The organism is Herbihabitans rhizosphaerae (genome assembly GCF_004216555.1).
Classification (GTDB): Bacteria; Actinomycetota; Actinomycetes; order Mycobacteriales; family Pseudonocardiaceae; genus Herbihabitans; species Herbihabitans rhizosphaerae.
In genome coordinates, this window is the sequence record NZ_SGWQ01000012.1 from 40,339 (window position 1) to 67,105 (window position 26,767).

Genomic DNA, 26,767 nt, shown 5'->3' on the forward strand with positions numbered 1-26,767 from the left:
GGCTCGCGCTACCAGCCTGAGCCGGTTGTCGACGGATACCCGATCGCCGTGGTGACCGAGATGCTTCGTGTAGGCAGCCAACTCGCTCGCTTGGCCTTTCGTCTGGTCAGGCAAGTGGCGGGGGCTCGCCCACAGCGGGGAGACAAGCCGTCCCGCATTCCGCCGGGAGGCAGTCCGCTGGTCCGCGTTGGAGGCGAGGACCGGTCAGGAAGGACATGTGTGAGCAACACCGATTTGTTGAACAGCGATGCGGACGCTGGCGCTTCTGACGCGCCCACGACTGGATCGACCCAGTCCACCGAGGCCCCACCGGCCTCGCAGCCCGTTTCGCAGGACACGGCGGCAAACACCGAGCAGGTCGCGGAGAAGCCGCAGGCCAACGGGGGTACGGCCCGCCGCAGGGGAGGGTTGACCGGAATGGTGCTCGCGGAGCTTCGCGAGCTCGCCGGCCAGCTCGGCATCACCGGCACGACCGGGATGCGCAAGGGGGAGCTGATCGCCGCCATCAAGGAGCGGCAGAACGCGTCCGGCTCGTCGGACACGCTCCCGCTGAACGGCGTCGGCGACAAGCCGGCCGAGAAGCCGGTTCAGCAGGACCCGCCGGCCGAGAAGGTCGCCGACACACCTGCCGACAAGCCTTCGGAGGACAAGGCCGACAAGCCTGAGCAGGGCGAATCCAAGGAGCAGGCCAAGACCTCCTCCGCGACTTCCTCTGCGACCTCTTCCGGGCAGGACCAGCCGGCCGACTCGGCCACCGAGTCCGGCACGCGCAACCGTCGCCGCAGGTCCAGCCGTCCGGCGGGCTCTGACGGCGAGGCCAAGGGCGGCTCCGGCGACGGCCAGAACGAGCGTCAGCAGAGCGACCGCAACCAGGGTGACCGCAACCAGGGCGAGCGCCAGCAGAACGACCGCAATCAGAGCGGCCGTGACCAGGGCGACCGCAATCAGGGTGGCCGTGACCGTGACCAGGGCGGTCGCAACGATCGCAACCAGGGCGGCCGCAACAACGACCGCAACGACCGCAACCAGGGCGGCCGCAACAACGACGACGACGATGACGAGCGGGGCGGGCGGCGCGGCCGCCGGTTCCGGGATCGTCGCCGCCGTGGCGGTGGCACCGGCGGCGGCCGGGGTGACGGCGGCACCGACACCGAGATCCGCGAGGACGACGTGCTGCTGCCCGTCGCCGGCGTGCTCGACGTGCTGGAGAACTACGCGTTCGTGCGCACCTCCGGCTACCTCGCCGGCCCGGACGACGTGTACGTCTCGCTGTCCCTGGTGCGCAAGTACGGCCTGCGTCGCGGTGACGCGATCACCGGCCAGGTGCGTCAGCCGCGCGAGGGTGAGCAGCAGCGGCAGAAGTTCAACCCGCTGGTGCGCGTCGAGACGATCAACGGTCTCGAGCCGGACGCGGCCAAGCAGCGGCCCGAGTTCACCAAGCTCACCCCGCTGTACCCGAACGAGCGGCTGCGCCTCGAGACCGAGCCGCACCACCTCACCACGCGGGTGATCGACCTGGTGATGCCGATCGGCAAGGGGCAGCGCGCGCTGATCGTGTCGCCGCCCAAGGCCGGCAAGACGATGGTGCTGCAGTCGATCGCCAACGCGATCACCACCAACAACCCCGAGTGCTACCTGATGGTGGTGCTCGTGGACGAGCGGCCGGAAGAGGTCACCGACATGCAGCGGTCGGTGAAGGGCGAGGTCATCGCCTCCACCTTCGACCGCCCGCCGTCGGACCACACCACGGTCGCCGAGCTGTCCATCGAGCGGGCCAAGCGTCTGGTCGAGATGGGCCACGACGTGGTCGTGCTGCTCGACTCGATCACCCGTCTGGGCCGCGCGTACAACCTGGCGGCCCCGGCGTCCGGCCGGATCCTGTCCGGTGGTGTCGACTCGACCGCGCTGTTCCCGCCGAAGCGGTTCCTCGGCGCGGCACGCAACATCGAGGGTGGCGGCTCGCTGACCATCTTCGCCACCGCGTTGGTGGAGACCGGTTCCGCCGGTGACACGGTGATCTACGAGGAGTTCAAGGGCACCGGCAACGCCGAGCTCAAGCTGGACCGCAAGATCGCCGACAAGCGGATCTTCCCCGCGGTGGACGTGGACGCGTCCAGCACCCGCAAGGAGGAGCTGCTGCTGTCGCCGGACGAGCTGGCGGTCACCGTCAAGCTGCGCAGGGTGCTCGGTGCACTGGATTCGCAGGCCGCGGTCGAGCTGCTGCTCGACCGGCTGCGCAAGACACGCACCAACATCGAGTTCCTGATGAACGTCGCGAAGACCACGCCGGGCTCCGGCGGGGACGAATAGGAATAACGGGCTGCGGCCCCGCGTTCCAGTCCCCGCCAGCCCGTCTGGCACACTGGTTCGAGGTCCGGCACCGGTTCACCTCATGCTGATTCGAGGACCCGGGGCCATCTGAGAAAGGGACACCATGAAGACCGGTATTCACCCCGAGTACGTCACCACCGAGGTGGTGTGCGGCTGCGGGAACACGTTCAGCACCCGTAGCACCAAGACGTCCGGCCACATCCACGTCGAGGTCTGCTCCAACTGCCACCCGTTCTACACGGGCAAGCAGAAGATCCTGGACACCGGCGGCCGGGTCGCCAAGTTCGAGGCGCGCTACGGAAAGCGCAAGAAGTAGCGACTTTCACGGCGCCCACCCATGCTCGGGTGGGCGCCGTTGTCGTGTCCGGAGGAAGGAGGCGCGGTGACCGTGTCAGCCGATACGTCGAGCCTGCGGTCGCTGCTGGCCGAATACGCCGAGCTGGAGCGGCAGATGGCCGATCCGGCTCTGCACTCCGACCTGGTGAACGCACGCAAGATCGGCCGCCGGCACGCCGAGCTGAGCCCGATCGCCAAGACCGTCGAGGAGCTCGAGACGGTCAGGGCCGATCTGGCCGCCGCGCGCGAACTGGCCGAGGAGGACGCCTCGTTCGCCGAGGAGGCGCGCACCCTGGCGGCGCGCGCCGACGAGCTGGACGCGAAGCTGTTCGAGCTGCTGCTCCCGCGCGACCAGCACGACTCGGCCGACATGCTGATGGAGATCAAGTCCGGCGAGGGCGGCGAGGAGTCCGCACTGTTCGCCGGTGATCTGCTGCGGATGTACCTGCGCTACGCCGAGCGGCACGGCTGGCGCGCCGAGGTCCTCGACTCGACCGAGTCCGACCTGGGCGGCTACAAGGACGCCACGGTCGCGATCAAGACCAAGGGCGCCCAGATCGACGGCGTGTGGGCGCGGCTGAAGTTCGAGGGCGGCGTGCACCGGGTGCAGCGCGTTCCGGTCACCGAGTCGCAGGGGCGCATCCACACCTCGGCGGCCGGCGTGCTCGTGTACCCGGACTTGGACGACGCTGTGGACGCCGCTGAAATCCCCGAGAAGGACCTGCGCGTCGACGTGTACCGCTCGTCGGGCAAGGGCGGGCAGAGCGTGAACACCACCGACTCCGCCGTGCGGATCACCCACCTGCCCACCGGCATCGTGGTCTCCTGCCAGAACGAGCGCAGTCAGTTGCAGAACAAGACCCGCGCGATGCAGGTGCTGCGCGCGCGTCTGGCGGCGGCCGCCGAGGAGGAGGCGGCCAAGCAGGCGGCCGACGCCCGGCGCAGCCAGGTGCGCACGGTCGACCGTTCCGAGCGGGTGCGCACCTACAACTTCCCGGAGAACCGCATCTCCGACCACCGCGTCGGCTACAAGGCGCACAACCTGGACGCGGTGCTCGACGGCGACCTGGACGGCGTGCTGGACGCGCTGGCGGAGGCGGACCGGGCCGAGCGGCTCGCCGCACACGCCGATGGCTGACAGACGCACGCCGCTGCGCCTCGCGATCATCGAGGTGTCGCGGGATCTCACCGAGGCGGGCGTCGCGTCGCCGCGCACCGACGCGGAGCTGCTCGTCGCGCACGTGCTCGGCGTCGATCGCTCCAAGCTGGTGATGGTGCCGTCGCTCGATCCGTCCCAAATGGACACTCTGGGCGCGCTGGTGGCCCGCCGCGTTCGCCGTGAGCCGCTGCAGCACCTGCTCGGGTACGCGCCGATGGGTGAGATCACCGTCGAGGTCGGCACCGGCGTGTTCGTGCCCCGGCCGGAGACCGAGCTGCTGTTCGCCTGGGGAACCGTTGCGCTGCAAGGGGTTCCCGATCCGGTGGTGGTCGACCTGTGCACCGGTACCGGCGTGCTGGCGTTGGCCGTCGCGCACGCCCGGCCGGACGCCACCGTGCACGCGGTCGACCGGGATCCGACCGCGCTGTCCTGGGCGCGCCGCAACGCCGACGCGCGCGCGACTCACGGTGACACACCGATCCGGTTGCACGCCGGGGACGTCGCCGATCCCGCGCTGCTGTCCGAAATGGACGCGTCGGTCGATCTCGTCGTCTGCAACCCGCCCTACGTCCCGGCCGGCACCCCGGTGCCGCCCGAAGTCGCCGACCACGACCCGCCGGCCGCGGTGTTCGCCGGCGCCGACGGGTTGGACGTGATCCGCCACGTGATCACCTGCGCGGTGCGACTGCTGCGCCCCGGCGGCGTCCTGGCCATCGAGCACGACGACTCGCACAGCTCCTCGGTCCCCGCGCTCCTGACCGCCCGCTCCCTGCTCACCGACGTCGAGGACCACCCCGACCTCGCCGGCCGCCCCCGCTACGCCACCGCCCGCCGCCGTTGACGGACTTTAGCGGGCTAAAGTACGCACGCATAAGGTGGCGCGGAAGTCAAACGCGAATTGTATTCTGTGGATAACTGTGGCGCTGTGGATTGCTCGCGACATGGATGCGGGCTGATGCGGCAGACTGCGAAACATGGGAAACGAAATCGCATCGTGCGGCTCGCCATACGGCCTGTTTCGAGGATCTGTCGCTGTCGGTCTCGGTGATGTTTCGTATAGGGCGCTCCGCAGCAACGCTTACCGTCGAGTTCTGCACGACGTGTACACGACGCCGGATCAACCGATCACACACGAGGTGCTCTGCCACGCGGCGAGCATGATCTCGCCGCCCGGGACCATGCTCACCGGTTGCTCCGCGGCGGTCGTGTACGGCCTTGACATGGCTGACGCCGCCAGCCCGGTGGAGTTGGTCGTGCCGGAGAAGGAGAGGTTTGGCCCGGTGCGCGGGCTGCGTATTCATCGGGGGCCCGTCAGGCTGTGCGAGGCCGTGGCCTGGCGAGAGATAAGCATCGCGACACCTGCGCGGATGGCTCTGGACTTGATGTTGCGCTCAGCGCCGAGGACCAAGACGTTGACCGGCCGTCTACGCGCGGCTGTCGCTTACGTCGATCAGGTGCTGCGCAAGGGACTGGTCACCGAGGATCAGCTTTCTCGGCTGCTCGTCGGTCGACGCGACTGGGGTGTCGTGCTGGCGAGGCAGGCGTTGACGTTGGTGGACGCTCGCGCGGAGTCGCCTCCCGAATCCGAGCTTCGTGTCATTCTCGCGATGGATGGAATTCCGGCCGAGCCGCAGTACGTCGTTACGCATGCTGGTCAATTCCTTGGTCGCCTGGACCTTGCCTACCCGGATTCTTTGGTGGCGGTCGAGTACGACGGAAGATGGCACGAAGATCCTGAACAAATGAAGCGGGATGAGGAGCGGCGCGCCGCGTTGATGCGCCGAGGGTGGCGCTTCGTCCTGGTCCGGCATGACGATCTGTCGGGCGACGTGTCACGCATCGTGGCGAAAGTTCGCGATGCCCTCCGCGCGGCGGCGGACTTTAGCCCGCTAAAGTCCGCAGCGTGAGCACGGTGTACGACTGCTCGGAGCCTCAGGAGCGCGCCGACGGGCTGGCGGCTGCCGCCAGCTCGGTCAGAGCCGGCCGGCTGGTGGTGGTCCCGACCGACACGGTGTACGGGATCGGCGCGGACGCGTTCGACTCGACCGCCGTGCACTCGCTGCTGCAGGCCAAGGGCAGAGGCTCGGACATGCCGGTCGGCGTGCTCGTCGGCTCGTGGTCCACAGTGGACGGTCTGGTGCTGTCCGTGCCGACGCACGCGCGCACCCTGGTCGAGGCGTTCTGGCCGGGCGACCTGTCGATAGTGCTGCCGCACGCGCCCTCGCTGGCCTGGGATCTCGGGCAGACCAGAGGCACCGTGATGCTGCGCATGCCGCTGCACCCGGTGGCGCTGGAGCTGTTGCGCGAGGTCGGGCCGATGGCCGTGTCCAGCGCGAACCGCTCGGGCCAGCCGGCCGCCGGGACCGCCCAGCAGGCCCGCGACCAGCTCGGCGACTCGGTCGCCGTGTACCTGGACGGCGGCGAGAGTGGCGACCCCGTCCCGTCCACGATCGTGGACCTCACCGGCGACGACCCGATCGTGCTGCGCGAGGGCGCGGTCACCGTCGCCGACGTGTCCGACGCGCTCGGCGTCGAGGTCCGCACCGCGCGGTAGCGTTACCGAAATCGCTATTCGTCACGGGAGGAGTGCACGTGCCAACCCCGTACTGGGGTCCCGACTTCGAGGTCCTCGCACGCGAGGACCCGGAGATCGCCGACGTGGTCATCGGTGAGCTGCACCGGCTGCGGTCCGGTCTGCAGCTGATCGCCAGCGAGAACCTGACCAGTCCGGCGGTACTCGCCGCGCTCGGCTCGACGCTGTCCAACAAGTACGCCGAGGGCTACCCGGGGCACCGGTACTACGGCGGCTGCGAGCAGGTCGACGTCGCCGAGGAGCTGGCCGTCGCCAGGGCACGTGCGCTGTTCGGCGCCGAGCACGCCAACGTCCAGCCGCACTCCGGCGCGAGCGCGAACCTCGCCGCGTACGCCGCGTTCTGCCAGCCGAACGACGTGGTGCTGGCCATGGACCTCAAGCAGGGCGGCCACCTCACCCACGGCTCCAAGGTCAACTTCTCCGGCAAGTGGTTCGCGCCGGTGTCCTACGGCGTGCGCGAGGACACCGAGCTGATCGACTACGACCACCTGCGCGACCTCGCGCTGCACCACCAGCCGCGCATGATCATCGCCGGCGCGACCGCGTACCCGAGGCTGATCGACTTCGCCGCGTTCCGGGAGATCGCCGACGAGGTGGGCGCGGTGCTGGTGGTCGACGCCGCGCACTTCATCGGGCTGGTCGCGGGCAAGGCGATCCCGTCGCCGGTGCCGTACGCCGACGTGGTCACGCTGACCACGCACAAGGTGCTCCGCGGGCCGCGCGGCGGCATGATCCTGTGCCGCGAGGAGCACGCCAAGGCGATCGACAAGGCCGTGTTCCCGTTCAGCCAGGGCGGGCCGCTGATGCACGCGGTCGCGGCCAAGGCGGTGGCGCTCAAGGAGGCCGCGTCGACCGAGTTCCAGACCTACGCCGCCCGGGTGGTGGCCAACGCCGGCGCGCTGGCCACGGGCCTCGAGGCGGAGGGCATGCGGCCGGTCTCCGGCGGCACCGACACCCACCTCGCGCTGCTGGACCTGCGCGGTGCCGGGGTGACCGGCGCCGAGGCGGAACGGCGGTGCGACCTCGCCCGGATCACGCTGAACAAGAACGCCATCCCGTTCGACCCGCAACCCCCGATGACCGCGTCAGGCATCCGAATCGGGTCGCCGTGCGTCACAACGGTGGGAATGACGGAGGCGGACATGGGCGAGATCGCGAAGCTGATCGGACGGGCGGTGCGCGCCGAGCCGGGCACCGGTGCCGGCGACGCGGAACTGGCCGAGGTCGCCGACGCCGTGGGCCGGCTGGTCGCGGCGCACCAGGCCTACCCAGAGGGCTGAGGCCGTGCAGCCAACGCCAGTGATCGCGGCCGGGCTCCCCGTCCGCGAGTACGTGCTGGTCGCCCTCATCACCGCGGCCCTGACCTTCCTGCTCACCGGCCTGGTCCGGCTGTTCGCGATCAGGATCGGCGCGGTCGCCTACCCGAGGCAGCGGGACGTGCACGTGGTCCCGATCCCGCGCCTCGGCGGGCTCGCCATGTACCTCGGTGTGTGCGGCGGAATCCTTCTGGCACACCAACTTCCGGTGCTCCGGCACGCGTTCACCAGCTCGCTGGACGTGACCGGCGTGCTGGTCGGCGGCGGCGTGATCGTGCTGATCGGCATGCTGGACGACCGGTTCGAGCTGGACTCGACGACCAAGCTCGCCGGGCAGACCACCTCGGCGGGCATCCTGGTGCTGTTCGGCCTGCAGTGGATCGTGTTGTGGGTGCCGTGGGGCGGCGACGGCGAGTACTACGGCACGCAGTTGTATCTCGACCAGAACCAGGGTGGCCTGCTCGCCGTCCTGCTCACCGTGACGCTGGTCAACGCGATGAACTTCATCGACGGGCTGGACGGGCTGGCCGCCGGTGTCGGGCTGATCGCGGCCGCGGCGACCTGCGCGTTCTCGCTGAACCTGCTGGACGAGTCGCGCGGGGACGTGACCAACTACCCGCCGGCGCTGATCGCCGCCACGCTGGCCGGCGCGTGTCTGGGCTTCCTGCCGCACAACTTCCAGCCGGCCAAGATCTTCATGGGCGACTCCGGCTCGATGCTGATCGGGCTCATGCTGGCCGCGGCGACGACCTCGGCGTCGGGGCGTGTGGTCCCGAACAACACCGGCCCGCGTGACACGCTCGCGCTGCTGTCGCCGCTGCTGGTGGTGGCGGCCGTGTTGTTCGTGCCGCTGCTGGACCTGGTGCTCGCGGTGATCAGGCGAACCAGACGCGGGCAGAGCCCGTTCCACGCCGACAAGATGCACCTGCACCACCGGCTGCTGGAGTTCGGTCACTCGCAGCGGCGCGCGGTGTTGTTGATCTACTTGTGGGCGAGCATCATCGCGTTCGGCGCGGTGGCCCTGCGGCTGTTCGACGTGTACATCGTGGGCTGGGGGATCGGTATCGCGCTCCTGGTGGCACTGCTCGTCTCGGCGATACCTAGACTCAGGTCTCGATGAGCGACGACGACAAGGCCCTCGGCCTGGACACCGACATCCCGGCGACGCACGAGGCGTCGGTGCTGAAGCTGGCCGGCGCGATGCGGCGGCTGGTGTTGATCTCCACGAGCGTCACCTGGGCGCTCGCGCTGGTGCTGTTCGGGATCCTGTACGGCGGCGAGGGGCTGCTCGGCTCGGCGGTCGGCGGGGTGATCGCGATCGGGTCCACGCTCGGCACGCTGTGGCTGATGCGGATGACCGCCGCGCAGGGCCCGCATCTGGTGATGGCGGCGGCACTCGGCGGCTTTCTCGGTAAAGCCGTTGTGATCTTCATCGCGATGACTCTGCTGCGCGATGTCGAGGCGATCGAGCGCTATTCGCTGGCCTTCACGATGGTCGCGATCGTGGTCGTCGCGGCGGCCGCTGACGTGCGTGCTTTCCAGCGCACCAAGATTCCCGCGGTCATCCCCACCAGCGAAAACAGCTAAGCAGTACGTGCGTCCGGCGGGCTGAGTACCGGCTGGTAGGGTGCCGCACGTAGGGCGGACCGGCACCCAGTGGCGGAGCGTGGCTCGGCAGGGGTGCCGATGTCAGATGCCCGATAACCGTGAGGTACGTTTCGTCCTGATCGTGACGATTCCCCCGGCGGTGTGAAGCGCCGGCCGGGAGAACCGGAAGGAGCCCAGTTGGGCGCGCTAGTTTTGGCCGAGGGTGGCGACTTCGTTCCTCCCAACACGGACATTTTCTTCCTGCCTCCGATCTTCGGCAGCGTCACCAAGCCGATGGTTCTGCTGGTGCTGTCCGTCCTCGTCATCGTCGCGTTCTTCATGGTCGCCGCGCGGGGTCTCAAGATCGTGCCGAGTCGTTTCCAGTTCATGGCGGAGTCGGTGTACGACTTCAGCCGCAACAACATCGCGCGCGAGCAGATCGGCTCGAAGGACTTCCGGCCGTTCGTTCCGTTGATTCTCTCGTTGTTCACCTTCATTTTGGTGAACAACCTGTTCGGCCTGATTCCGATCCTGCAGTTCCCGTCGATGTCGCACATCGGGTTCCCGCTGGCGCTGTCGCTTCTCGTGGTCTACCCGGTCTGGCACGGCGTCGGCATCAGGCGGCACGGACTCGGCAAGTACCTGAAGAAAGAGATCTTCCCGCCCGGTGTTCCGGTGCCTGTCTACTTCCTGCTCTCGCCCATCGAAGTGTTCACGAAGTTCATCATGAACCCGATCACTCTGGGCGTCCGAGTTTTCGCCGCGATGTTCTCCGGCCACCTGATCCTGGTGCTGTTCACGCTCGCCGGTGAGTACCTGGTGTTCGAGTCGTCGAGCCTCATGCTCGCGCCGGTCGGCATCCTGTCCTGGCTGTTCGCCATCGCGATGACGTTCCTCGAGGCGCTGATCATGGTCCTGCAGGCGTTCATCTTCGCGAACCTGGCGGCCGGGTACATCGGTCGCGCGCTCTCCGAAGACCACTAAGAAAACCACAAGCCCCCGATCCGCGAAGTGGCGGACCGAATGAAAGGGAAACGCAAGTGAGCAACGCACTTGTTCTGGCACAGCAGACGATCAACACCAACCAGGGTCTTTCCGCGATCGGCTACGGCCTCGCCGCGATCGGCCCGGGCATCGGTGTGGGTCTGATCTTCGCCGCGGTCATCAACGGATCCGCCCGCCAGCCGGAGGCGCAGAGCCGCCTGATGACCATCGCGTGGACGACCTTCGCCATCGTCGAGGTGCTCGCGATTCTGGGCTTCGTGCTCTACTTCCTCGCATCCAGCCCTGGCTGACCAACCTCTCATTACGTTGGGAGACGTCGTGGTGAAATCCGAGCTATACCTGGCGGCCGAGGAGCACAACCCGGTCCTGCCGGAGATCTCCGAGATCATTCTCGGCCTGGTCTCGTTCGGCATTCTGCTGTTCGTGCTGTGGAAGTTCGCGGTGCCCAAGTTCGAGGCGCTCTACAAGGAGCGGACCGCGAAGATCGAGGGTGGCATCGAGAAGGCCGAGCAGGCGCAGGCCGAGGCGCAGCGCGCGCTGGAGCAGTACAAGGCGCAGCTGGCCGAGGCGCGGGCCGAGTCCGCGAGGATTCGGGACGACGCGCGGGCCGAGGCCGAGCAGATCAAGGCCGACCTGCACGCCCAGGCGCAGGAGGAGGCCTCGCGGATCATCGCGCAGGGCCAGGCCCAGCTCGAGGCACAGCGTGCGCAGATCGTCGCCGAGCTGCGTGCCGACCTCGGGCGCAACTCCGTCGAGCTGGCCAGCCGGATCGTTGGCGAGTCGCTCGAGGACGAGGCGCGTCAGCGCGGCACGGTCGACCGGTTCCTCGCAGAGCTGGACTCCAACGCGCCGGCCGGCGCGGGCAAGAAGTAGAGGACGCGCGCTATGAGTGCCGACAAGGCCCTGACCTCGATGCACGCCGCGAGCCGGGAGGCGCTGGCCGCCTGCGAGCTCGAGCTGCTCGACGTGCTCGACCGCGCCGGCAAGGAGACCGACAAGATCGGGCAGCTCGGCGACGAGCTGTTCGCGGTCGTCGGTCTGCTCCAGCGGGAGATCGGGCTGCGCCGCACGCTGGCGGACTCGTCGACCGACCCGAACGGCCGGGCCGACCTCGCCAAGACCGTGCTCGCCGGCAAGGTCGGCGAACCCACCGTGCAGGTGGTGGCCACGGTCGTGGCGGCGCGCTGGTCCAGCCCGCGCGAGATGGTCGACGGCCTCGAGTCGCTCGGCGTCACCACGCTGCTGGTGCGCGCGGAGCGGGAGGGCAAGCTCGACACGGTGGAGGACGAGCTGTTCCGGCTCGGCCGCATCATCGCCGACAGCACCGGCCTCGAGCAGGTGCTGTCCGACCAGACCCAGCGGGCCTTGGGCAAGGCCGAGCTGCTCGGCGGGCTGATCGACGGGAAGACGCACGCGGTCAGCGCCGCGCTGGTGCGCAACCTCGTCACGCAGCCGAGGGGCCGGGGTGTGGTCAACGGGCTGGAGAGCCTCGCGGCGGCGGCGGCCAAGCGTCGGGAGCGCTCGGTGGCGCACGTGATCTCCGCCGGACCGTTGAACGAGGAGCAGCAGGAGCGGCTTTCGGCCACCCTGCAGCGCATCTACGCACGTCCGATCGCCCTGCACGTCGAGGTCAACCCCGGCCTGCGTGGCGGTCTGCTGATCAAGGTCGGCGAAGAGGTCATCGACGGCAGCGCCATCGGCCAGCTCGAGGCAGTACGCCGGCGGCTGGCCAGCTGAGCGTCCAATACTTTCGGTACAGGCAAGAACGAAGCGAGAGCAGGAACACGACATGGCGGAGCTGACGATCTCGTCGGACGAGATCCGCAGTGCGATCGACAATTACGTCTCCACCTACTCCCCGGACGTGAGCCGGGAAGAGGTCGGCGTGGTGGCCGACACCGGCGACGGCATCGCGCACGTCGAGGGCCTGCCCTCGGCGATGGCGAACGAGCTGCTGGAGTTCCCTGGCGGCGTCCTCGGCGTCGCGCTGAACCTGGACACCCGCGAGATCGGCGCCGCCATCCTCGGTGACTACGACACCATCGAGGAGGGCCAGGAGGTCAAGCGCACCGGCCGCGTGCTGTCCGTGCCGGTCGGCGACGGCTTCCTCGGCCGGGTGGTGGACCCCCTCGGCAAGCCGATCGACGGCCTCGGCGAGGTCGTCGCCGAGGAGACCCGCGCGCTGGAGCTGCAGGCCGCGACCGTGGTGCAGCGCCAGCCGGTCGGCGAGCCGCTGCAGACCGGTCTGAAGGCCGTCGACGCGATGACCCCGATCGGCCGGGGCCAGCGGCAGCTGATCATCGGTGACCGCAAGACCGGCAAGACAACGGTCTGCGTGGACACGATCATCAACCAGAAGAAGGCGTGGGAGACCGGCGACCCGAAGCAGCAGGTGCGCTGCATCTACGTCGCGATCGGCCAGAAGGGCTCGACGATCGCCGGCGTGAAGACCGCGCTGGAGGACGCCGGGGCGCTGGAGTACACCACGATCGTGGCCGCGCCCGCGTCCGACTCGGCCGGTTACAAGTGGCTCGCGCCCTACACCGGTTCCGCGCTCGGCCAGCACTGGATGTACCAGGGCAAGCACGTCCTGATCGTGTTCGACGACCTCACCAAGCAGGCCGAGGCGTACCGCGCGATCTCGCTGCTGCTGCGTCGCCCGCCGGGCCGCGAGGCGTACCCGGGCGACGTGTTCTACCTGCACTCCCGTCTGCTCGAGCGTTGCGCGAAGCTGAACGACGAGCTGGGCGCCGGCTCGATGACCGGCCTGCCGATCATCGAGACCAAGGCCAACGACATCTCGGCGTACATCCCGACCAACGTCATCTCGATCACCGACGGCCAGTGCTTCCTGGAGTCCGACCTGTTCAACGCCGGTCAGCGCCCGGCGATCAACGTCGGTACGTCGGTGTCCCGAGTCGGTACCGCCGCGCAGACCAAGGCGATGAAGACGGTGGCCGCGACGCTGCGCCTGGAGCTCGCCCAGTACCGCGAGCTGGAGGCGTTCAGCGCGTTCGCGTCCGACCTGGACGCCACGTCGAAGGCGCAGCTGGCCCGAGGCACCCGGATGATGGAGCTGCTCAAGCAGCACGCGTACTCGCCGCAGCCGTTCGAGGAGCAGGTCATCTCGATCTTCGCCGGCACCAAGGGCTACCTCGACTCGGTTCCGGTGGTGGACGTGAAGCGGTTCGAGTCCGAGCTGCTGGAGAACATCCGGCACCGGCACACCGGCATCGTCGAGGAGATCCGCGTCGACAAGAAGCTCACCGACGACAACATCGAGCGCCTGGCCAACGCCATCGACGAGTTCAAGAAGAACTTCACCGCGTCGGACGGCAGTTCGGTCGTGGTGAACGAGGCGGAGGCCGAGGCGATGAACGAGGGTGACGTCGGCCAGGAGAAGGTCAAGGTCAACAAGCCGGCTCCGACGAAGAAGTGACCGGGTAGACCATGGCACAGCTTCGAGAGCTACGGCAGCGGATCAAATCCACCCAGGCCTTCAAGAAGATCTTCAAGGCCCAGGAGCTGATCGCGACTTCGCGGATCAGCAAGGCACAGGCCAGGGTGGCGGCGTCCAAGCCCTACGCGGACGAGATCACCAACGTGCTCACCGCGTTGGCGAGCGCCGCGGCGAACCTGGACTCGCCGCTGCTGGTGGAGCGGGACACCCCGCGTCGCGCCGGCATCCTCGTGGTCACCAGTGACCGCGGCCTGTGCGGCGGTTACAACGCCAACGTGTTGCGCGCCGCCGAGGAGTTGCAGTCACTGCTTCGTGAGCAGGGCAAGACGCCTCAGCTGTACGTGATCGGCCGCAAGGGCGTCAGCTACTACTCGTTCCGCCAGCGCGAGGTCGTCAAGAGCTGGACCGGCTTCTCCGAGAAGCCGGCCTACGCCAACGCGGCCGAGGTCGGTCAGGACATGGTGAACTCGTTCCTGGCCGGCGTGGACGACGACGGCGACGGCCCCGGCGAGGACGGCATCCTCGGCGTGGACGAGCTGCACATCGTCTACACCGAGTTCAAGTCGATGCTGTCGCAGAAGCCGCTGGCCAAGCGCATGGCACCGCTGGAGTTGGAGTACGCCGGCGACGAGGAGGAGCAGGCGAGCTCCAAGGTCATCCCGCCGACCTACGAGTTCGAGCCGAGCGCGGAGACGTTGCTGGCGAACCTCCTGCCGAAGTACGTCAACACCAGGATCTACGCGGCGCTGCTGGAGTCCGCGGCCTCGGAGTCCGCGGCCCGGCGTACCGCGATGAAGGCCGCGACGGACAACGCCGACGAGTTGGTGCGCAGCTTCACGCGAGTCGCCAACCAGGCCCGCCAGGCACAGATCACCCAGGAGATCAGCGAGATCGTCGGCGGCGTTGAAGCGCTGTCGACTTCCGCAGGAAGTGATGACTGACATGACCGCCGTACAAGAACCAGCCGCCAAGACCGGTACCGGCCGTGTCGTCCGGGTGATCGGTCCCGTCGTCGACGTGGAGTTCCCGCGCGACTCGGTTCCCGAGTTGTACAACGCGCTCAAGGTCGAGGTGGACCTCGAGTCGATGAAGAAGACCGTCACCCTCGAGGTCGCCCAGCACCTCGGCGACAACCTGGTGCGCTGCATCTCCATGCAGCCGCAGGACGGCCTGGTGCGTGGTGCCCCGGTGACCGACACTCGCGGCCGCATCTCGGTGCCGGTCGGCGACGAGGTCAAGGGCCACGTGTTCAACGCCCTGGGCGAGTGCCTGGACAAGCCGGGCCACGCCTCGGACGCGCCGCGCTGGGAGATCCACCGCAACCCGCCGCCGTTCGACCAGCTCGAGGGCAAGACCAAGATGCTGGAGACCGGCGTCAAGGTGCTCGACCTGCTCACCCCGTACGTCGAGGGCGGCAAGATCGGCCTGTTCGGCGGCGCGGGCGTCGGCAAGACGGTGCTCATCCAGGAGATGATCACCCGTATCGCCCGCAACTTCGGTGGCACCTCGGTGTTCGCCGGCGTCGGCGAGCGCACCCGTGAGGGCACCGACCTCTTCCTCGAGATGGACGAGATGGGCGTGCTCCCGGACACCGCGCTGGTGTTCGGCCAGATGGACGAGCCGCCGGGCACGCGTATGCGGGTCGCGCTGTCCGCGCTCACCATGGCGGAGTACTTCCGGGACGCCCAGAACCAGGACGTGCTTCTCTTCATCGACAACATCTTCCGGTTCACCCAGGCCGGCTCCGAGGTGTCGACCCTGCTGGGCCGTATGCCTTCGGCCGTGGGCTACCAGCCGACGCTGGCCGACGAGATGGGCGAGCTGCAGGAGCGCATCACCTCCACCCGTGGCCGTTCGATCACCTCGATGCAGGCGATCTACGTGCCCGCGGACGACTACACCGACCCGGCGCCGGCGACCACGTTCGCCCACCTGGACGCGACGACGGAGCTGTCCCGGCCGATCTCGCAGAAGGGCATCTACCCGGCGGTGGACCCGCTGACCTCGTCGTCGCGACTCCTCGCGCCGGACGTGGTCGGCGAGGAGCACTACCGGGTGGCCCAGGAGGTCAAGCGGATCCTGCAGAAGTACAAGGAGCTGCAGGACATCATCGCGATCCTCGGTATGGACGAGCTGTCCGAAGAGGACAAGGTGACGGTGAACCGCGCCCGGCGTATCGAGCGCTTCCTGTCGCAGAACTTCTTCGTGGCACAGAAGTTCACCGGCGAGGAGGGCTCGTTCGTCAAGGTGGCCGACACCATCGAGGCGTTCGACCGCGTGGCCAAGGGCGACTACGACCACGTGCCGGAGCAGGCCTTCCTGTCCATCGGCGGTCTCGAGGACCTGGAGCGCAAGTACCACGCGCTGACCAAGAAGTAAGGCGCGCCAAGCGAAACAGGCCCGGTGTCCACTGTGGACACCGGGCCTGTTTGGTTATCGAGGGCAAGGCCGCCGCTGGTTCGGCTTCGCCGAAACGCCTGTGGTCGGGTTGCGTGGGTGGTTACCTGCGGGGGTTGGTGGGCTGCGTGTTGCGTGGGTGGTTGGGAGAGACGCCTTCGGCGTGACGGCGGTCGCCCTCGACTTTTCGGCCGACCTTGGCGTGGTTTCGATCGGTGCGGTCAAGCGGGCCGGCTGCGTGAAGGTGGTGGGTGGCCCGCACTAGCAGCCTCTGATTTTCCCGTGGCGGTGGCCGCCGTGGTACGCTCGTCTGGTGGGTGGGATGTATGCGGTGACGATGGGAGATCGCGGGCGTCTGGTCGTACCGGCCGAGCTGCGCCAGCGAGCTGGATTCGAAGAGGGTCGCCCACTGGTCCTGTTGTACAGCCCAGGGGGTGTCGTCTTGTTGACCAGAGATCAGCTCAAGGACATGGTGCGCGCCGACCTCGCCGACGTGGACGTCGTCGGGGCGCTGCTGGCCGAGCGGCGTGAGGCCGCCGATGTCGAGGACGCGGTGTGAACGTCTTCGACGCGTCCGCCCTCCTGGCGTTCCTGCGCGGCGAGGAGGGAGCGGACGAGATCGAACGCGCGCTGGACGCGGGCGGGGTCTGCGGTGCGGCCAACTGGTCGGAGGTCATCCAGGTCCTGATCAGGCACGGGCGCGACTGGGAGCTGTCCGTCGCGCTGCTGCAGAGCTACGGGCTGGACGTGTTGCCGGTCAGCGGTGAGGACGGTGAATGGGCGGCGCGGCGGTGGCGTCGTGGCGAGAGTCTTTCGCTCGGTGACCGCCTGTGCCTGGCACTCGGCGAGCGCATGGACGCGACCGTCTGGACCGCCGACAAGGAGTGGGGCGATGGCGGCCGGGTTCGTCAGATCCGTTGACCTGCCTGGAAGTGAGGCAAGCGCCCTGCTTGAATCTCGGTGTGAACTGGTTGGCGGATACCCGAGCGTCCTACGACGCGGACGCGGAGAGCTACGCCGATGAGGTCCGCGACTCGCTCGCCGGCAATCCGTTTCTGCGGGCGCCGCTGACGTTGTTCGCCGATCTGGTTCACGCGGACGGCGGCGGGCCGGTCGCGGACGTCGGGTGCGGGCCTGGGCATGTCGTCGCCTATCTCCGCGGCCTGGACGTCGACGCGTTCGGCGTGGACCTGTCGCCCGGGATGATCGAGGTGGCCCGGCGTGACCATCCGGGGATGCGGTTCGAGGTGGGGTCGATGACCGATCTCGATATCGCCGATGCGTCGCTGGCCGGCGTGCTGGCCTGGTGGTCGCTGATCCACGTGCCGGACGACGAGGTGCCCGCCGTGCTCGCGCAGTTCCGGCGGGTGCTGCGGCAGGACGGCCGAGTGCTGCTCGGCTTCCACACCGGCGACCGGTCGCGTCCGAAGACCGACGCCGATCCGACGAAGATGCGCACCCATCGCCGGCAACCCGAGCTGGTGGCCGGCTGGCTCGCCGACGCCGGGTTCACGGTCGACGCGCAGACGCTCATCGGTCTCGCCGGGCCGAGGCCGGGCGCGGTTCTGTTCGCGCGCAAGTGAATCAGGGCCGGTGTCCACAGTGGACACCGGCCCGTGCGCGTCTCAGGCGAGTGTCTCCAGTGCCTCGGCCGCTTCGTGGAAGGCGGGCCGTCGGGTGTTCTCGGCGGCGAGGCGCTCGGCGACCTGACGGGCCGCGCCGTCGAACAGCAGTCGCTGGACCGCTTCGGCGATCGCGTCGACGGTGGCCACCTCCGGGTGCAGCGCGATGCCGGCGCCCACCTCGTGCAGCCGGTCGGCGTTCTGGAACTGCACGCACATCTGCGGCAGCGCGAGTTGCGGCAGCCCGGCCACCGTGGACGACCACGAGCTGCCGGAGCCGCCGTGATGGATCACCGCCGAGCAACTCGGCAGCACGTGTGACAGCGGCAGGCCGTGCACGAACCGCGCGTTGAACCGTTCGGCCTCCAGCCGATCGCTCGCGGCCACCACCACGTCGAGATCGAACTCGGCGAGCGCGTCCAGCGTCGTGCGCACCACGTCGGGGTGGTCGCCCATCACCGGCACGTGCCCGAGCGTCACCACCACGCGCGGCGCCTTCGGCTCGTCGAACAGCCAGTCCGGCACGGGCGCGGTGCCGTTGTAGTCGCCGTACCTGCTGGCGATCGCCGGTACCGGCGGCTCGGTCCACTGCAGCCCCGGCGGGCAGTTGTCGACGTAGTGGGCCGGCGGCAGGTCCTCGGGCACGTCCCACTTGTCGTGCAGTGGCAGCAACGCCTCCCGGGCCGGCCGCTCGTGTTGCGGATGGCAGATCAGGCCCCAGCCGTGCAGCACATACGGCACCCCGAGCCGAGCGGCCGCGATCGGTGCGGCGAACTCCCAGTACGGGCCGATCACCAGGTCCGGCCGCCACGCCTCGGCGAGCTGGACGGTGCCCTCGGCGGTCCGCTCGGCGGCCGGCACGTAGTACTCGCGAACGTGCCGGCCGACGCTCTCCACCGCGCTGTCCTGGGACCAGTGCGCCGGACCGAGATCGCCGAGGGAGAAGTCGTCGGCGATCGAGGTGGACGCGAGGCCCGCGGCCGTCGCCAGCCTCGCGAAGCGCTCCGGGCCGGCCACCAGTACCTGGTGTCCGGCGTTTCGTAAGGCCCACAGCAGCGGCACCATCGGATAGAGGTGCCCGTGGTTGGGTCCGCTGGTCGCCATGATCTTCATGAAGTCCCCCTTGTCGGAGTCTGGTGCCGGGCGCGCGTGGCGCACCCGTGATCGACAGACCCGTAACCAGCCGTGACCAATGACTGGCTTCTTCCCCGTGGCCGAGCGTACGGACGGCGGTGGGATCACGGTGGGAACGTCGAGCCGTTCGAGCCGGCTACTCGAGCCGGTCTCGAGAGTGGCCTTGGACACGTCGCCCTGCCTGGGGATGCGCCGTGCGGACCATCTAAACTTCTTGTAACCCAGTCGAAGGAGTTTCGCGTGGCTGCTGAGATGTCGGTCGAGCTGGTCGCGGTCGAGCGCCGCCTCTGGTCGGGCACCGCGTCGTTCGTGGTCGCCCAGACCACCGAGGGTGAGATCGGTGTCATGGCCGGTCACGAGCCCACACTCGGCCAGCTCGTCGAGGATGGGGTCGTCAAGGTGAACACCACCGACGGCGCCACGGTCGTGGCGGTCGTGCACGGCGGGTTCCTGTCCGTGACCGGTGACGGCGTGAGCATTCTCGCCGAGTCCGCCGAACTGGCGCACGAGATCGACGTAGCGCAGGCCAAAGCCGATCTCGGTGCCGGGGACGAGGAGGAGCGCGCGAGAGCTGCCGCCCGCCTCCGCGCCGCCGAGCAGCAGCCGGCTTGAGCAGAGGCTGAGGGCGGGAGCGGGCCGTGGGAACCACCTGGTTGATCGGAACGCTCCTGGCTGTCGCCGTCGCGGCGGCGATCTTGCTCGTCCTGCGGCGAATCCGCCTGCTGCGCAGCGGCGGTATCAGCGTCGCCCTGCGCACCAGGCTGGACGAGTCCGGCCGCGGCTGGCACCTCGGTATCGGCCGCTATCACGGTGACGAGTTCTCCTGGTTCCGCCCGCTGAGCCTGCGCGCCGGTCCGGACCGCGTGATCAACCGCGGCGGGCTGGAGATCGCCACCCGCCGCGAGCCGCAGGACGCGGAGTCCTATTCCATGCCGCCCGGCTCGCAGGTGCTGCGCTGCAAGGGCGCCGGCGAACTCGAGGTGGAGATCGCCATGGGCCCCGACGCGCTCACCGGGTTTCTGTCCTGGCTGGAGTCCGCGCCGCCCGGGCGCCGGTTGCCCTGGGCCTCCTGAGCGGCGGCCCACCTTCGTCGGTTGTGCCTCTGAGTACGCACCTGGCAGGTTCATCAGCCCGATGAGCTGAGGTGGCGCGATGAATCGGTGGCAAGCCGTCGTGGGACTGGCGCTCACCGATTTGGTCCTCGACGGTATCCGGCCTGGTGATGCTGACGCCCGTGCCCGGGCAACTCCTGGCCGCCGACGGGCCGAGCCGCGACGACATGCAGCTCAGCGCGCTCATCGTCGACGATGCCGGTCAGCCCGTGTGGGTGGCGCCGACGCCGCGGGAGAAGCCCCGGTTCGGCCTGCAGGTGCAGCGTTTCCGGGACCGGCAACGGTCTGCGCGCCGATCTGCACGACTTCCAGATCACCGCACACGACACCGCGCTGGTGATCGCGTATCGACAGAAGACCGTGGACCTCACGCCGATCGGCGGGGCGAAAGTCGCGCAGGTCCTGGAAGGCGTCGTTCAGGAAATCGATCTCGGCACCGGCGCTGTCCGGTTCGAGTGGAATTCGCTCGACCACGTCCCGGTGACCGAGTCCTATGCGGAACGGCCGCCGGCCGTCGTCGGACGTCGTGTGGCCGGCGGTGTGACCACGGTGTTCGCCAGTTGGAACGGCGCGACCGAGGTGGTCACCTGGCGAGTGCTCGCCGGCCCGGCAGCCGATCAGCTCAAGCCGGTCGCCGACGCGGCGAAGACGGGCTTCGAGACGGCGACGGCGGCAACCACGGGCCGGCCTACGTCGCCGTGGAGGCGCTGGACGCCGGTGGGGCCGTGCTCGGGACGTCCGATCCAGTCCAGGTGACCTGACGGCTCAGCCGCCCGGCTTCCACTTCACGTCGCCGTCCGGATTGGCCACCCTGCCCAGCACGAACAGCAGGTCGGACAGGCGGTTGAGGTACTTGGCCGCGAGCGCGTTGGTGCGCTCGCCGTCCGCCTCGATCAGCGCCCAGGCGTTGCGCTCGGCCCGCCGGGTGACCGTGCGCGCCACGTGCAGCAGCGCGGCGCCCGGCGTGCCACCGGGGAGCACGAACGAGTCCAGCTTGGCCAGCCGCTCGTTGAACTCGTCGCACCACGATTCCAGGCGCTCGATGTAGGCGTCGGTGATCCGCAGCGGCGGGTATTTCGGGTCCGGCTCTACCGGCGCGCAGAAATCGGCGCCCACGTCGAACAGGTCGTTCTGCACCCGGCGCAGCACGGTGGTCAGCTCGTCGGCGAGCCCACCCATGGCCACGGCGACGCCGATCGCGGAGTTCGCCTCGTCGACGTCGGCGTAGGCGGCGAGCCGGGGGTCGGTCTTGGGCACGCGGTCGCCGTTGCCGAGGGCGGTCGTGCCGCTGTCGCCGACACGGGTGTACACGCGGGTGATGTGAACGGTCACGTCCACGACGTTACTCGTCGGGCTCGGGTGGATCACCGTTCGCTTCGGCACGTCTGCGCTCCAGCGTGTCGTTGACCAGCGCGCCCACGTTTCCGGCGGCGATCATCGCCAGCGCCAGCATGACCAGCCAGAACCCGATCTTGGTCTGCACGGCGTCGCCGATGATCCGGCTCAGGTCGGCCGGCGCCTGCGCGTCCGTCGAACCGGCCACCTCGCGCAGGCGGGTGTCCATCCCGGACATCGCCACGAGCTGGGTCACCCCGAGCATGATCGCGGCCACGGCGGCGGCCGCCGCGGTGCCGGCGAGCCTGGTCCGCAGCGCGGGGATCAGCACGGTGGCCGCTCCCAGGGCGATCAGCAGCATCGTGACGATCGCCAGGGGCTGCACGTCCGGCCTCGGTGGCGCGTCGAGGTCGCGGTCCTCGGGGAGCAACTCCTTGGGCAGATCCCGCACGATGTCCGGCTCGCCGCCCGTGGCCATGTCCAGGCCGGTGTAGGTGGCGTGCGCCTCGCCGACGCCGGACACCTCACAGGACACCGACACGAACGGCAGCAGGAACAGCACCAGCGCGAGGAGGAACCCAGCCGGGCTGAGCAGACGGGGCAGCAGCTTCATCGGCGGACGACCTCCGCTGCGGAGCTTACCGAGCACACAGCGTGCTCGCTGGACTCGCCCGGTCGACCGGCGCAGATGCGTGGCAGGCATGATGGGCCGCGTGACGGAGCACTTTCTGGTTCGTGGGGGCGCACGACTGGTCGGCGAGGTCGAGGTCGTCGGCGCCAAGAACAGCGTGCTCAAGCTGATGGCCGCGGCACTGCTGGCCGAGGGCACCACCACGATCACCAACTGTCCGCAGATCCTCGACGTGCCGCTGATGGCCGACGTGCTGCGCAGCCTCGGCTGCGAGGTGACGCTGGACGGTGACACCGCCACGATCACCACGCCGGCCGAGCTGAACCACCGGGCCGACTCGCCGTCGATGGGCAAGCTGCGCGCCTCGGTGTGCGTGCTCGGGCCGCTGGTCGGCCGGTGCAAGCGCGCGGTCGTCGCGCTGCCCGGCGGTGACGCGATCGGCTCGCGCCCGCTGGACATGCACCAGAACGGGCTGCGCCAGCTCGGCGCGCACTCCGAGATCGAGCACGGCTGTGTGGTGGCCGAGGCAGAGGGCCTGCACGGCGCGCAGATCTGGCTGGACTTCCCGAGCGTCGGCGCGACCGAGAACATCCTGATGGCTGCCGTGCTGGCGCCCGGCACCACGGTGATCGACAACGCCGCGCGCGAGCCGGAGATCGTCAACCTGTGCACGATGCTGACCGAGATGGGCGCGCGCGTCGAGGGCGCCGGCACGTCCACCCTGACCGTGGAAGGCGTCGAGCGGCTTCGCCCGACCGAGCACCGGGTGATCGGCGACCGGATCGTGGGTGCGACCTGGGCGTTCGCCGCGGCGATGACCATGGGCGACGTGACCGTTCGTGGGGTGAACCCGCATCACCTCGACCTCGTGCTGGAGAAGCTGCGGGCCGCGGGCGCGGAGATCACGACCCTCGACGACGGCGACGGTTTCCGTGTGGTGCAAGACGAGCGGCCGCGCGCGGTGGACTTCGTGACGCTGCCGTACCCGGGGTTCGCGACCGACCTGCAGCCGTTCGCGATCGCGCTGACCTCGATCGCCGAGGGCACGTCGATGATCACGGAGAACCTGTTCGAGGCGCGGTTCCGGTTCATCGAGGAGATGGTGCGGCTCGGCGCGGACGCGCGCACCGACGGCCACCACGCGGTGGTGCGCGGGGTGGAGCGGCTGTCCAGCGCGCCGGTGTGGGCCTCGGACATCCGCGCCGGGGTCGGCCTGGTGCTGGCCGGTCTGCGCGCGGATGGCGTGACCGAGGTGTGGGACGTGTTCCACATCGATCGCGGCTACCCGATGTTCGTGGAGAACATGCAGAAGCTGGGCGCCGACGTCCGCCGCGTGGACGACGAGCCCGACCGCGCCTGATCGCCGCCCCGTTTGTAGGTCTTCAAGACCCACAAACCCCGGTCCGAGATGTCCGCAACGATGGCAAACCCGACCGTGCGTAGGGGCTAGCCAGCAGGCGGCGCGGCGAGTAGAACAGGGTTCCTTGTGTACTCCTGGAGGCCGCCATGCGACGACGTCGCGCTCTCGCCGTAGCCACCGCCGCGCTGGCTGGAACCCTTGTGGCACAACCGATCGCGGTTGCCGAGCCGGCGTCGTCGCTGGACAAGCGGCCGGTCGCGATCGGCGTGGGCGGTGCGGTCGTGTCCGACACCGTGGAGTCGACAAAGGCCGGTCTGGACGTGCTGCGCGCGGGCGGGACGGCGGCCGACGCGGCGGTGGCGGTGGCCGCGACGCTGGGTGTCACGGACCCGTTCATGGCCGGTCTCGGCGGCGGCGGGTACTTCGTGCACTACGACGCGCGCACCGGCCGCGTGTCCACGATCGACGGGCGGGAGACCACCCCGGCGGCCGGCGGCGAGCGGATGTTCCTCGACCCGGCGACCGGTCAGCCGTACCCGTTCGCGCGGGCCGTCACAAGCGGGCTTTCCGTTGGCACGCCGGGAATGCTGGCCACCTGGGAGCGCGCGCTGAAACGCTGGGGCACGTTCGACCTCGGCCGCACGCTGCGTCCGGCGATCGAGGTGGCGGACCGGGGCTGGCCGGTCACCGAGCAACTGCGCGAGGAGATCGAGGCGAACGCGGACCGGTTCCGCCAGTTCACCTCGTCGGCAGAGCTGTTCCTGCCCGGGGGAGCGCCGCCCGCCGTCGGCTCGCTCATGCGCAACCCGGACCTGGCTGACACCTACCGGAAGATCGCGCGGGACGGCACCCGGGCGTTCTACGACGGCGCGATCGGCGCCGACGTGGCCGCCGCCGCGCAGCGCCCGCCGCTCGCGCCGGGCGCCACGATCGACCCGCCGGCCGGCCTGCTCACCGCGGATGACCTGGCCGAGTACCGCACGATCGACCGCGAGCCGACGCACATGCGCTACCGGGGGCTGGACGTTTACGGCATGGCGCCGTCCTCCAGCGGCGGCATCACGGTCGGCGAGGCGCTGAACATCCTGGAGACCAGCCGACTGTCCACAATGGACAGGACGCAGGCGCTGCACCGGTACCTGGAGGCGAGCAAGCTGGCCTTCGCCGACCGCAACCGGTACATCGGCGACCCCGCCTACGTGGACGTTCCGCAGCGCACCCTGCTGTCCGACCGGTTCGCGCGCGGCCGCGCCTGCCTGATCGACCCGGCCACCGTGCTGACCGCGCCGGCCGCACCAGGCGACGTGCGCAGGCCCGATTCGTGCGAGCCGGGCCGCGTGGAGGCGAGTGCCGATACGGCCGCGCACACCAACCACTTCGTGGTGTCCGACGCGCGCGGCAACGTGGTGTCGTACACGAACACGATCGAACAGGTCGGCGGCAGTGGAATCGTTGTGCCGCAACGGGGTTTCCTGCTCAACAACGAGCTGACCGACTTCAACTTCGCGCCCACGCAGGGCGACGCGCCGGACCCGAACCTGCCGGCCGCCGGCAAGCGCCCGCGGTCCAGCATGTCGCCGACGATCGTGCTGCGGCACGGCCGGCCGTTCCTCGCGCTCGGCTCGCCGGGCGGCTCGACGATCATCACGACCGTGCTGCAGGTGCTGCTGAACCGGATCGACTTCGGCATGCGGCTGCCCCAGGCGGTGAGTTCGCCGCGAGCCTCGCAGCGCAACGCGGCGACGACCACCGCCGAACCGGCCTTCGTCAACTCGCCGGAGGGCAAGGCGCTCGCCGCGATCGGCCACAAGTACACCGAGCAGGCCGAGATTGGGACGACGGCGGCGCTGGAGTTCCTGGGCGGCGGGCTGGTGCTCGCGGTCGGCGAACCGTCACGCCGGGGTGGCACCTCGGCCGGCGTCGTGCACGGATGGTGATTACCGGTAAACGGTAAGGACATGCGTTGCTATGCATGTCTTGCCCGTCACGGATAGCTTCCGGATGATGACGAATTGAGCGGTCGCGCTGGACCGCCACCGGTGTGAACCCCTGCAGCCACACCGTTTCACACCCGGCTGCCGTTCCCGCGCGCGTTCACGTACGCGAGGGAGCAAGAATGCAACGACGACACAGAACCCTGCCTGTGCTCGTGGCACTCGGCCTGGGTGCGGCAGCGCTCGCACTGGTGCCTACCGCCGCCGCCGAAGCGGGTGGCGCGCCGGCGCTGTTCACCGGTGACGCCGTGGCCGCGCGGGCGGCCGACGGCCTGCGGTCCACGCCGTACAACGCCGAGGTCCGGGTCAAACAAGCCAACCCCGACGTGGTCGCGGAGTCGACCGAGGAGATCGCGATCGATCTCGGTGGGCGCACCGTGCACGCGGTTCGGGACGGCGCCCGCCGCACCGAAGTGGGCAACACGCTGTGGACCGGCCAGATCCGCGAGACCGCCAAGGCACGCGGTGCGGGTGCCGAAGTCGCCACCGACGAGAACAACTCCGTGACGCTGGTGCGCTCGGACGCCGGTGTCACCGGGTCGGTGCGCCTGGACGGCAAGCTGTACAAGATCCGTCCGGTGTCCGGTGGGCACGCGGTGATCGCCGTCGACGAGACGAAGATGCCTCGCGACCACGCGCCGATCGCGCTGCCGAAGATCGACATGCCGGCGGCCGAGGCGGCGCCGGCCGCGAACACCGTGATCCGCGTCCAGGTCGTGGCCACCAACGAGGCCGTGTCGGCATACGGCGGCGACATGCGCGCGCTGACCGATCTGGCCGTCGCCGAGACGAACAAGGGCTACACCAACTCCGGTGTCGGGATCACGCTCGAGCTGGCCAGCTACTCCACGGTCAACTACAACGAGCAGGGATTCTCCACCGACCTGAGCCGGTTCCGCGGCACCAGCGACGGGCAGATGGACGGCATTCACGCCATCCGCGACCAGACGCGCGCCGACGTGGGCGTGCTGATCATCAATGACAGCTCGTACTGCGGGCTCGCCTCCGGCATCGGCTCCAGCGCCTCGACCGCGTTCGCCGCGGTGTACTGGGACTGCGCCACCGGCTACTACAGCTTCGGGCACGAGATCGGGCACCTGCAGTCGGCCCGGCACGACCCGGCCACCGACGGGTCCAACACCCCGTACGCCTACGGGCACGGATACCGGTACGGCACCTCGTGGCGCACGATCATGGCGTACAACTGCTCGCCGAGCTGCCCGCGACTGAACTACTGGTCCAACCCGCGAGTGAACTACCAGGGTGTGCCGATGGGTACCACCACGCGCAGCGACAACGCCCGCGTGCTGGAGAACACCAAGGCCACCGTGGCCGGCTTCCGGAGTTGACCGGGAGGCGAGCGGCCGTCCGGCGCGCCCCGTACGGCCGCTCGCT

The 26,767-nt window shown here is 69.3% G+C and carries 27 protein-coding genes; 24 read left to right on the forward strand and 3 right to left on the reverse strand.

The window, feature by feature from the left end; all coding sequences use genetic code 11:
• The first annotated feature begins 219 nt into the window (after nucleotides 1-219).
• The 18 genes from rho (at nucleotide 220) to EV193_RS27675 (ending at nucleotide 17,767) form a co-directional block, all read left to right on the forward strand.
• Nucleotides 220-2,310 (forward strand): transcription termination factor Rho, encoded by a 2,091-nt coding sequence (gene rho, locus EV193_RS27585; protein WP_423202230.1) that lies wholly within the window; start codon nucleotides 220-222, stop codon nucleotides 2,308-2,310.
• 124 nt (nucleotides 2,311-2,434) lie between these two features.
• Entirely contained in the window at nucleotides 2,435-2,647 is a 213-nt protein-coding gene (rpmE, locus tag EV193_RS27590; RefSeq protein WP_130347859.1) for a 50S ribosomal protein L31, read from the forward strand.
• Nucleotides 2,648-2,713: 66 nt separating this feature from the next.
• Complete coding sequence (gene prfA / locus EV193_RS27595; protein WP_278044225.1) at nucleotides 2,714-3,805, forward strand: peptide chain release factor 1; 1,092 nt, start codon at nucleotides 2,714-2,716, stop codon at nucleotides 3,803-3,805.
• The gene (gene prmC, locus EV193_RS27600; RefSeq protein WP_130347861.1) at nucleotides 3,798-4,667 is read left to right on the forward strand and encodes a peptide chain release factor N(5)-glutamine methyltransferase; all 870 of its coding nucleotides are present in this window, start codon (nucleotides 3,798-3,800) and stop codon (nucleotides 4,665-4,667) included. Before prfA ends, prmC begins: the two co-directional genes overlap by 8 nt.
• A gap of 133 nt (nucleotides 4,668-4,800) precedes the next feature.
• The gene (locus EV193_RS27605; protein WP_130347862.1) at nucleotides 4,801-5,733 is read left to right on the forward strand and encodes an endonuclease domain-containing protein; all 933 of its coding nucleotides are present in this window, start codon (nucleotides 4,801-4,803) and stop codon (nucleotides 5,731-5,733) included.
• Entirely contained in the window at nucleotides 5,730-6,380 is a 651-nt protein-coding gene (locus EV193_RS27610) for an L-threonylcarbamoyladenylate synthase (protein WP_130347863.1), read from the forward strand. The genes EV193_RS27605 and EV193_RS27610 overlap by 4 nt, the downstream gene beginning before the upstream one ends.
• A gap of 38 nt (nucleotides 6,381-6,418) precedes the next feature.
• Nucleotides 6,419-7,699 (forward strand): serine hydroxymethyltransferase, encoded by a 1,281-nt coding sequence (locus EV193_RS27615; protein WP_130347864.1) that lies wholly within the window; start codon nucleotides 6,419-6,421, stop codon nucleotides 7,697-7,699.
• Nucleotides 7,700-7,703: 4 nt separating this feature from the next.
• Nucleotides 7,704-8,855, forward strand: coding sequence for a glycosyltransferase family 4 protein (locus tag EV193_RS27620; protein ID WP_130347865.1), 1,152 nt, complete (start codon nucleotides 7,704-7,706; stop codon nucleotides 8,853-8,855).
• Nucleotides 8,852-9,322, forward strand: a complete 471-nt coding sequence (locus EV193_RS27625; RefSeq protein ID WP_130347866.1) for a Cg1360 family ATP-synthase-associated protein — start codon at nucleotides 8,852-8,854, stop codon at nucleotides 9,320-9,322. Before EV193_RS27620 ends, EV193_RS27625 begins: the two co-directional genes overlap by 4 nt.
• 198 nt (nucleotides 9,323-9,520) lie before the next feature.
• Entirely contained in the window at nucleotides 9,521-10,306 is a 786-nt protein-coding gene (atpB, locus tag EV193_RS27630; RefSeq protein WP_130347867.1) for a F0F1 ATP synthase subunit A, read from the forward strand.
• Between the two features lie 56 nt (nucleotides 10,307-10,362).
• Nucleotides 10,363-10,617: an ATP synthase subunit c family protein gene (locus EV193_RS27635; RefSeq protein WP_130347868.1), complete on the forward strand. Its 255-nt coding sequence runs from the start codon at nucleotides 10,363-10,365 to the stop codon at nucleotides 10,615-10,617.
• A gap of 28 nt (nucleotides 10,618-10,645) precedes the next feature.
• Nucleotides 10,646-11,200 (forward strand): F0F1 ATP synthase subunit B, encoded by a 555-nt coding sequence (locus EV193_RS27640; protein ID WP_130347869.1) that lies wholly within the window; start codon nucleotides 10,646-10,648, stop codon nucleotides 11,198-11,200.
• 12 nt (nucleotides 11,201-11,212) lie between these two features.
• Nucleotides 11,213-12,064 carry a F0F1 ATP synthase subunit delta gene (locus tag EV193_RS27645; protein ID WP_130347870.1) on the forward strand — a complete coding sequence of 284 codons (852 nt, stop codon included), beginning with the start codon at nucleotides 11,213-11,215 and terminating at the stop codon, nucleotides 12,062-12,064.
• 52 nt (nucleotides 12,065-12,116) lie between these two features.
• Nucleotides 12,117-13,766, forward strand: coding sequence for a F0F1 ATP synthase subunit alpha (gene atpA / locus EV193_RS27650; RefSeq protein ID WP_130347871.1), 1,650 nt, complete (start codon nucleotides 12,117-12,119; stop codon nucleotides 13,764-13,766).
• Nucleotides 13,767-13,777: 11 nt separating this feature from the next.
• A complete protein-coding gene (locus tag EV193_RS27655; RefSeq protein WP_130347872.1) occupies nucleotides 13,778-14,728 on the forward strand; it encodes a F0F1 ATP synthase subunit gamma in 951 nt (316 codons plus the stop codon).
• A 1-nt stretch (nucleotide 14,729) separates the two neighbouring features.
• Nucleotides 14,730-16,166 (forward strand): F0F1 ATP synthase subunit beta, encoded by a 1,437-nt coding sequence (gene atpD, locus EV193_RS27660; RefSeq protein WP_130347873.1) that lies wholly within the window; start codon nucleotides 14,730-14,732, stop codon nucleotides 16,164-16,166.
• 573 nt (nucleotides 16,167-16,739) lie between these two features.
• Entirely contained in the window at nucleotides 16,740-17,105 is a 366-nt protein-coding gene (locus EV193_RS27670) for a type II toxin-antitoxin system VapC family toxin (protein ID WP_130347874.1), read from the forward strand.
• A gap of 41 nt (nucleotides 17,106-17,146) precedes the next feature.
• A complete protein-coding gene (locus tag EV193_RS27675) occupies nucleotides 17,147-17,767 on the forward strand; it encodes a class I SAM-dependent DNA methyltransferase (protein WP_207222836.1) in 621 nt (206 codons plus the stop codon).
• A gap of 42 nt (nucleotides 17,768-17,809) precedes the next feature.
• On the opposite strand, the gene EV193_RS27680 is transcribed toward EV193_RS27675, so the two are convergent.
• Nucleotides 17,810-18,919 carry a nucleotide disphospho-sugar-binding domain-containing protein gene (locus EV193_RS27680; RefSeq protein WP_130347876.1) on the reverse strand — a complete coding sequence of 370 codons (1,110 nt, stop codon included), beginning with the start codon at nucleotides 18,917-18,919 and terminating at the stop codon, nucleotides 17,810-17,812.
• Between the two features lie 273 nt (nucleotides 18,920-19,192).
• Here EV193_RS27680 and EV193_RS27685 point away from each other — a divergent pair, with 273 nt between their 5' ends.
• From EV193_RS27685 to EV193_RS27695, 3 genes are all read left to right on the forward strand, one after another.
• Nucleotides 19,193-19,552, forward strand: a complete 360-nt coding sequence (locus EV193_RS27685; protein WP_130347983.1) for a F0F1 ATP synthase subunit epsilon — start codon at nucleotides 19,193-19,195, stop codon at nucleotides 19,550-19,552.
• A gap of 26 nt (nucleotides 19,553-19,578) precedes the next feature.
• A complete protein-coding gene (locus EV193_RS27690; protein ID WP_423202232.1) occupies nucleotides 19,579-20,013 on the forward strand; it encodes a DUF2550 domain-containing protein in 435 nt (144 codons plus the stop codon).
• A 234-nt stretch (nucleotides 20,014-20,247) separates the two neighbouring features.
• Nucleotides 20,248-20,808 carry an arylsulfotransferase family protein gene (locus EV193_RS27695; RefSeq protein ID WP_423202233.1) on the forward strand — a complete coding sequence of 187 codons (561 nt, stop codon included), beginning with the start codon at nucleotides 20,248-20,250 and terminating at the stop codon, nucleotides 20,806-20,808.
• A 9-nt stretch (nucleotides 20,809-20,817) separates the two neighbouring features.
• Here EV193_RS27695 and EV193_RS27700 read toward each other — a convergent pair whose 3' ends face one another.
• A complete protein-coding gene (locus EV193_RS27700; RefSeq protein ID WP_130347877.1) occupies nucleotides 20,818-21,384 on the reverse strand; it encodes a cob(I)yrinic acid a,c-diamide adenosyltransferase in 567 nt (188 codons plus the stop codon).
• A gap of 10 nt (nucleotides 21,385-21,394) precedes the next feature.
• Complete coding sequence (locus EV193_RS27705) at nucleotides 21,395-22,000, reverse strand: hypothetical protein (protein ID WP_130347878.1); 606 nt, start codon at nucleotides 21,998-22,000, stop codon at nucleotides 21,395-21,397.
• Between the two features lie 100 nt (nucleotides 22,001-22,100).
• Here EV193_RS27705 and murA point away from each other — a divergent pair, with 100 nt between their 5' ends.
• The 3 genes from murA to EV193_RS27720 all read left to right on the forward strand — a co-directional run bounded on the left by murA (nucleotide 22,101) and on the right by EV193_RS27720 (nucleotide 26,721).
• Nucleotides 22,101-23,378 (forward strand): UDP-N-acetylglucosamine 1-carboxyvinyltransferase, encoded by a 1,278-nt coding sequence (murA, locus tag EV193_RS27710; protein ID WP_130347879.1) that lies wholly within the window; start codon nucleotides 22,101-22,103, stop codon nucleotides 23,376-23,378.
• 146 nt (nucleotides 23,379-23,524) lie between these two features.
• Nucleotides 23,525-25,315, forward strand: a complete 1,791-nt coding sequence (gene ggt / locus EV193_RS27715; protein WP_130347880.1) for a gamma-glutamyltransferase — start codon at nucleotides 23,525-23,527, stop codon at nucleotides 25,313-25,315.
• 179 nt (nucleotides 25,316-25,494) lie between these two features.
• Nucleotides 25,495-26,721: a M12 family metallo-peptidase gene (locus EV193_RS27720; protein WP_130347881.1), complete on the forward strand. Its 1,227-nt coding sequence runs from the start codon at nucleotides 25,495-25,497 to the stop codon at nucleotides 26,719-26,721.
• Nucleotides 26,722-26,767: the final 46 nt, after the last annotated feature.

Excerpts from the sequence above, each read along its gene's own strand:
- rpmE (WP_130347859.1), top strand. The coding sequence starts at position 2,435 with ATGAAGACCGGTATTCACCCCGAGTACGTCACCACCGAGGTGGTGTGC.
- prmC (WP_130347861.1), top strand. The coding sequence starts at position 3,798 with ATGGCTGACAGACGCACGCCGCTGCGCCTCGCGATCATCGAGGTGTCG.
- EV193_RS27605 (WP_130347862.1), top strand. The coding sequence starts at position 4,801 with ATGGGAAACGAAATCGCATCGTGCGGCTCGCCATACGGCCTGTTTCGA.
- EV193_RS27625 (WP_130347866.1), top strand. The coding sequence starts at position 8,852 with ATGAGCGACGACGACAAGGCCCTCGGCCTGGACACCGACATCCCGGCG.
- EV193_RS27645 (WP_130347870.1), top strand. The coding sequence starts at position 11,213 with ATGAGTGCCGACAAGGCCCTGACCTCGATGCACGCCGCGAGCCGGGAG.
- atpA (WP_130347871.1), top strand. The coding sequence starts at position 12,117 with ATGGCGGAGCTGACGATCTCGTCGGACGAGATCCGCAGTGCGATCGAC.
- EV193_RS27655 (WP_130347872.1), top strand. The coding sequence starts at position 13,778 with ATGGCACAGCTTCGAGAGCTACGGCAGCGGATCAAATCCACCCAGGCC.
- atpD (WP_130347873.1), top strand. The coding sequence starts at position 14,730 with ATGACCGCCGTACAAGAACCAGCCGCCAAGACCGGTACCGGCCGTGTC.
- EV193_RS27680 (WP_130347876.1), bottom strand. The coding sequence starts at position 18,919 with ATGAAGATCATGGCGACCAGCGGACCCAACCACGGGCACCTCTATCCG.
- EV193_RS27685 (WP_130347983.1), top strand. The coding sequence starts at position 19,193 with ATGTCGGTCGAGCTGGTCGCGGTCGAGCGCCGCCTCTGGTCGGGCACC.
- EV193_RS27695 (WP_423202233.1), top strand. The coding sequence starts at position 20,248 with ATGCCGGTCAGCCCGTGTGGGTGGCGCCGACGCCGCGGGAGAAGCCCC.
- EV193_RS27705 (WP_130347878.1), bottom strand. The coding sequence starts at position 22,000 with ATGAAGCTGCTGCCCCGTCTGCTCAGCCCGGCTGGGTTCCTCCTCGCG.
- ggt (WP_130347880.1), top strand. The coding sequence starts at position 23,525 with ATGCGACGACGTCGCGCTCTCGCCGTAGCCACCGCCGCGCTGGCTGGA.
- EV193_RS27720 (WP_130347881.1), top strand. The coding sequence starts at position 25,495 with ATGCAACGACGACACAGAACCCTGCCTGTGCTCGTGGCACTCGGCCTG.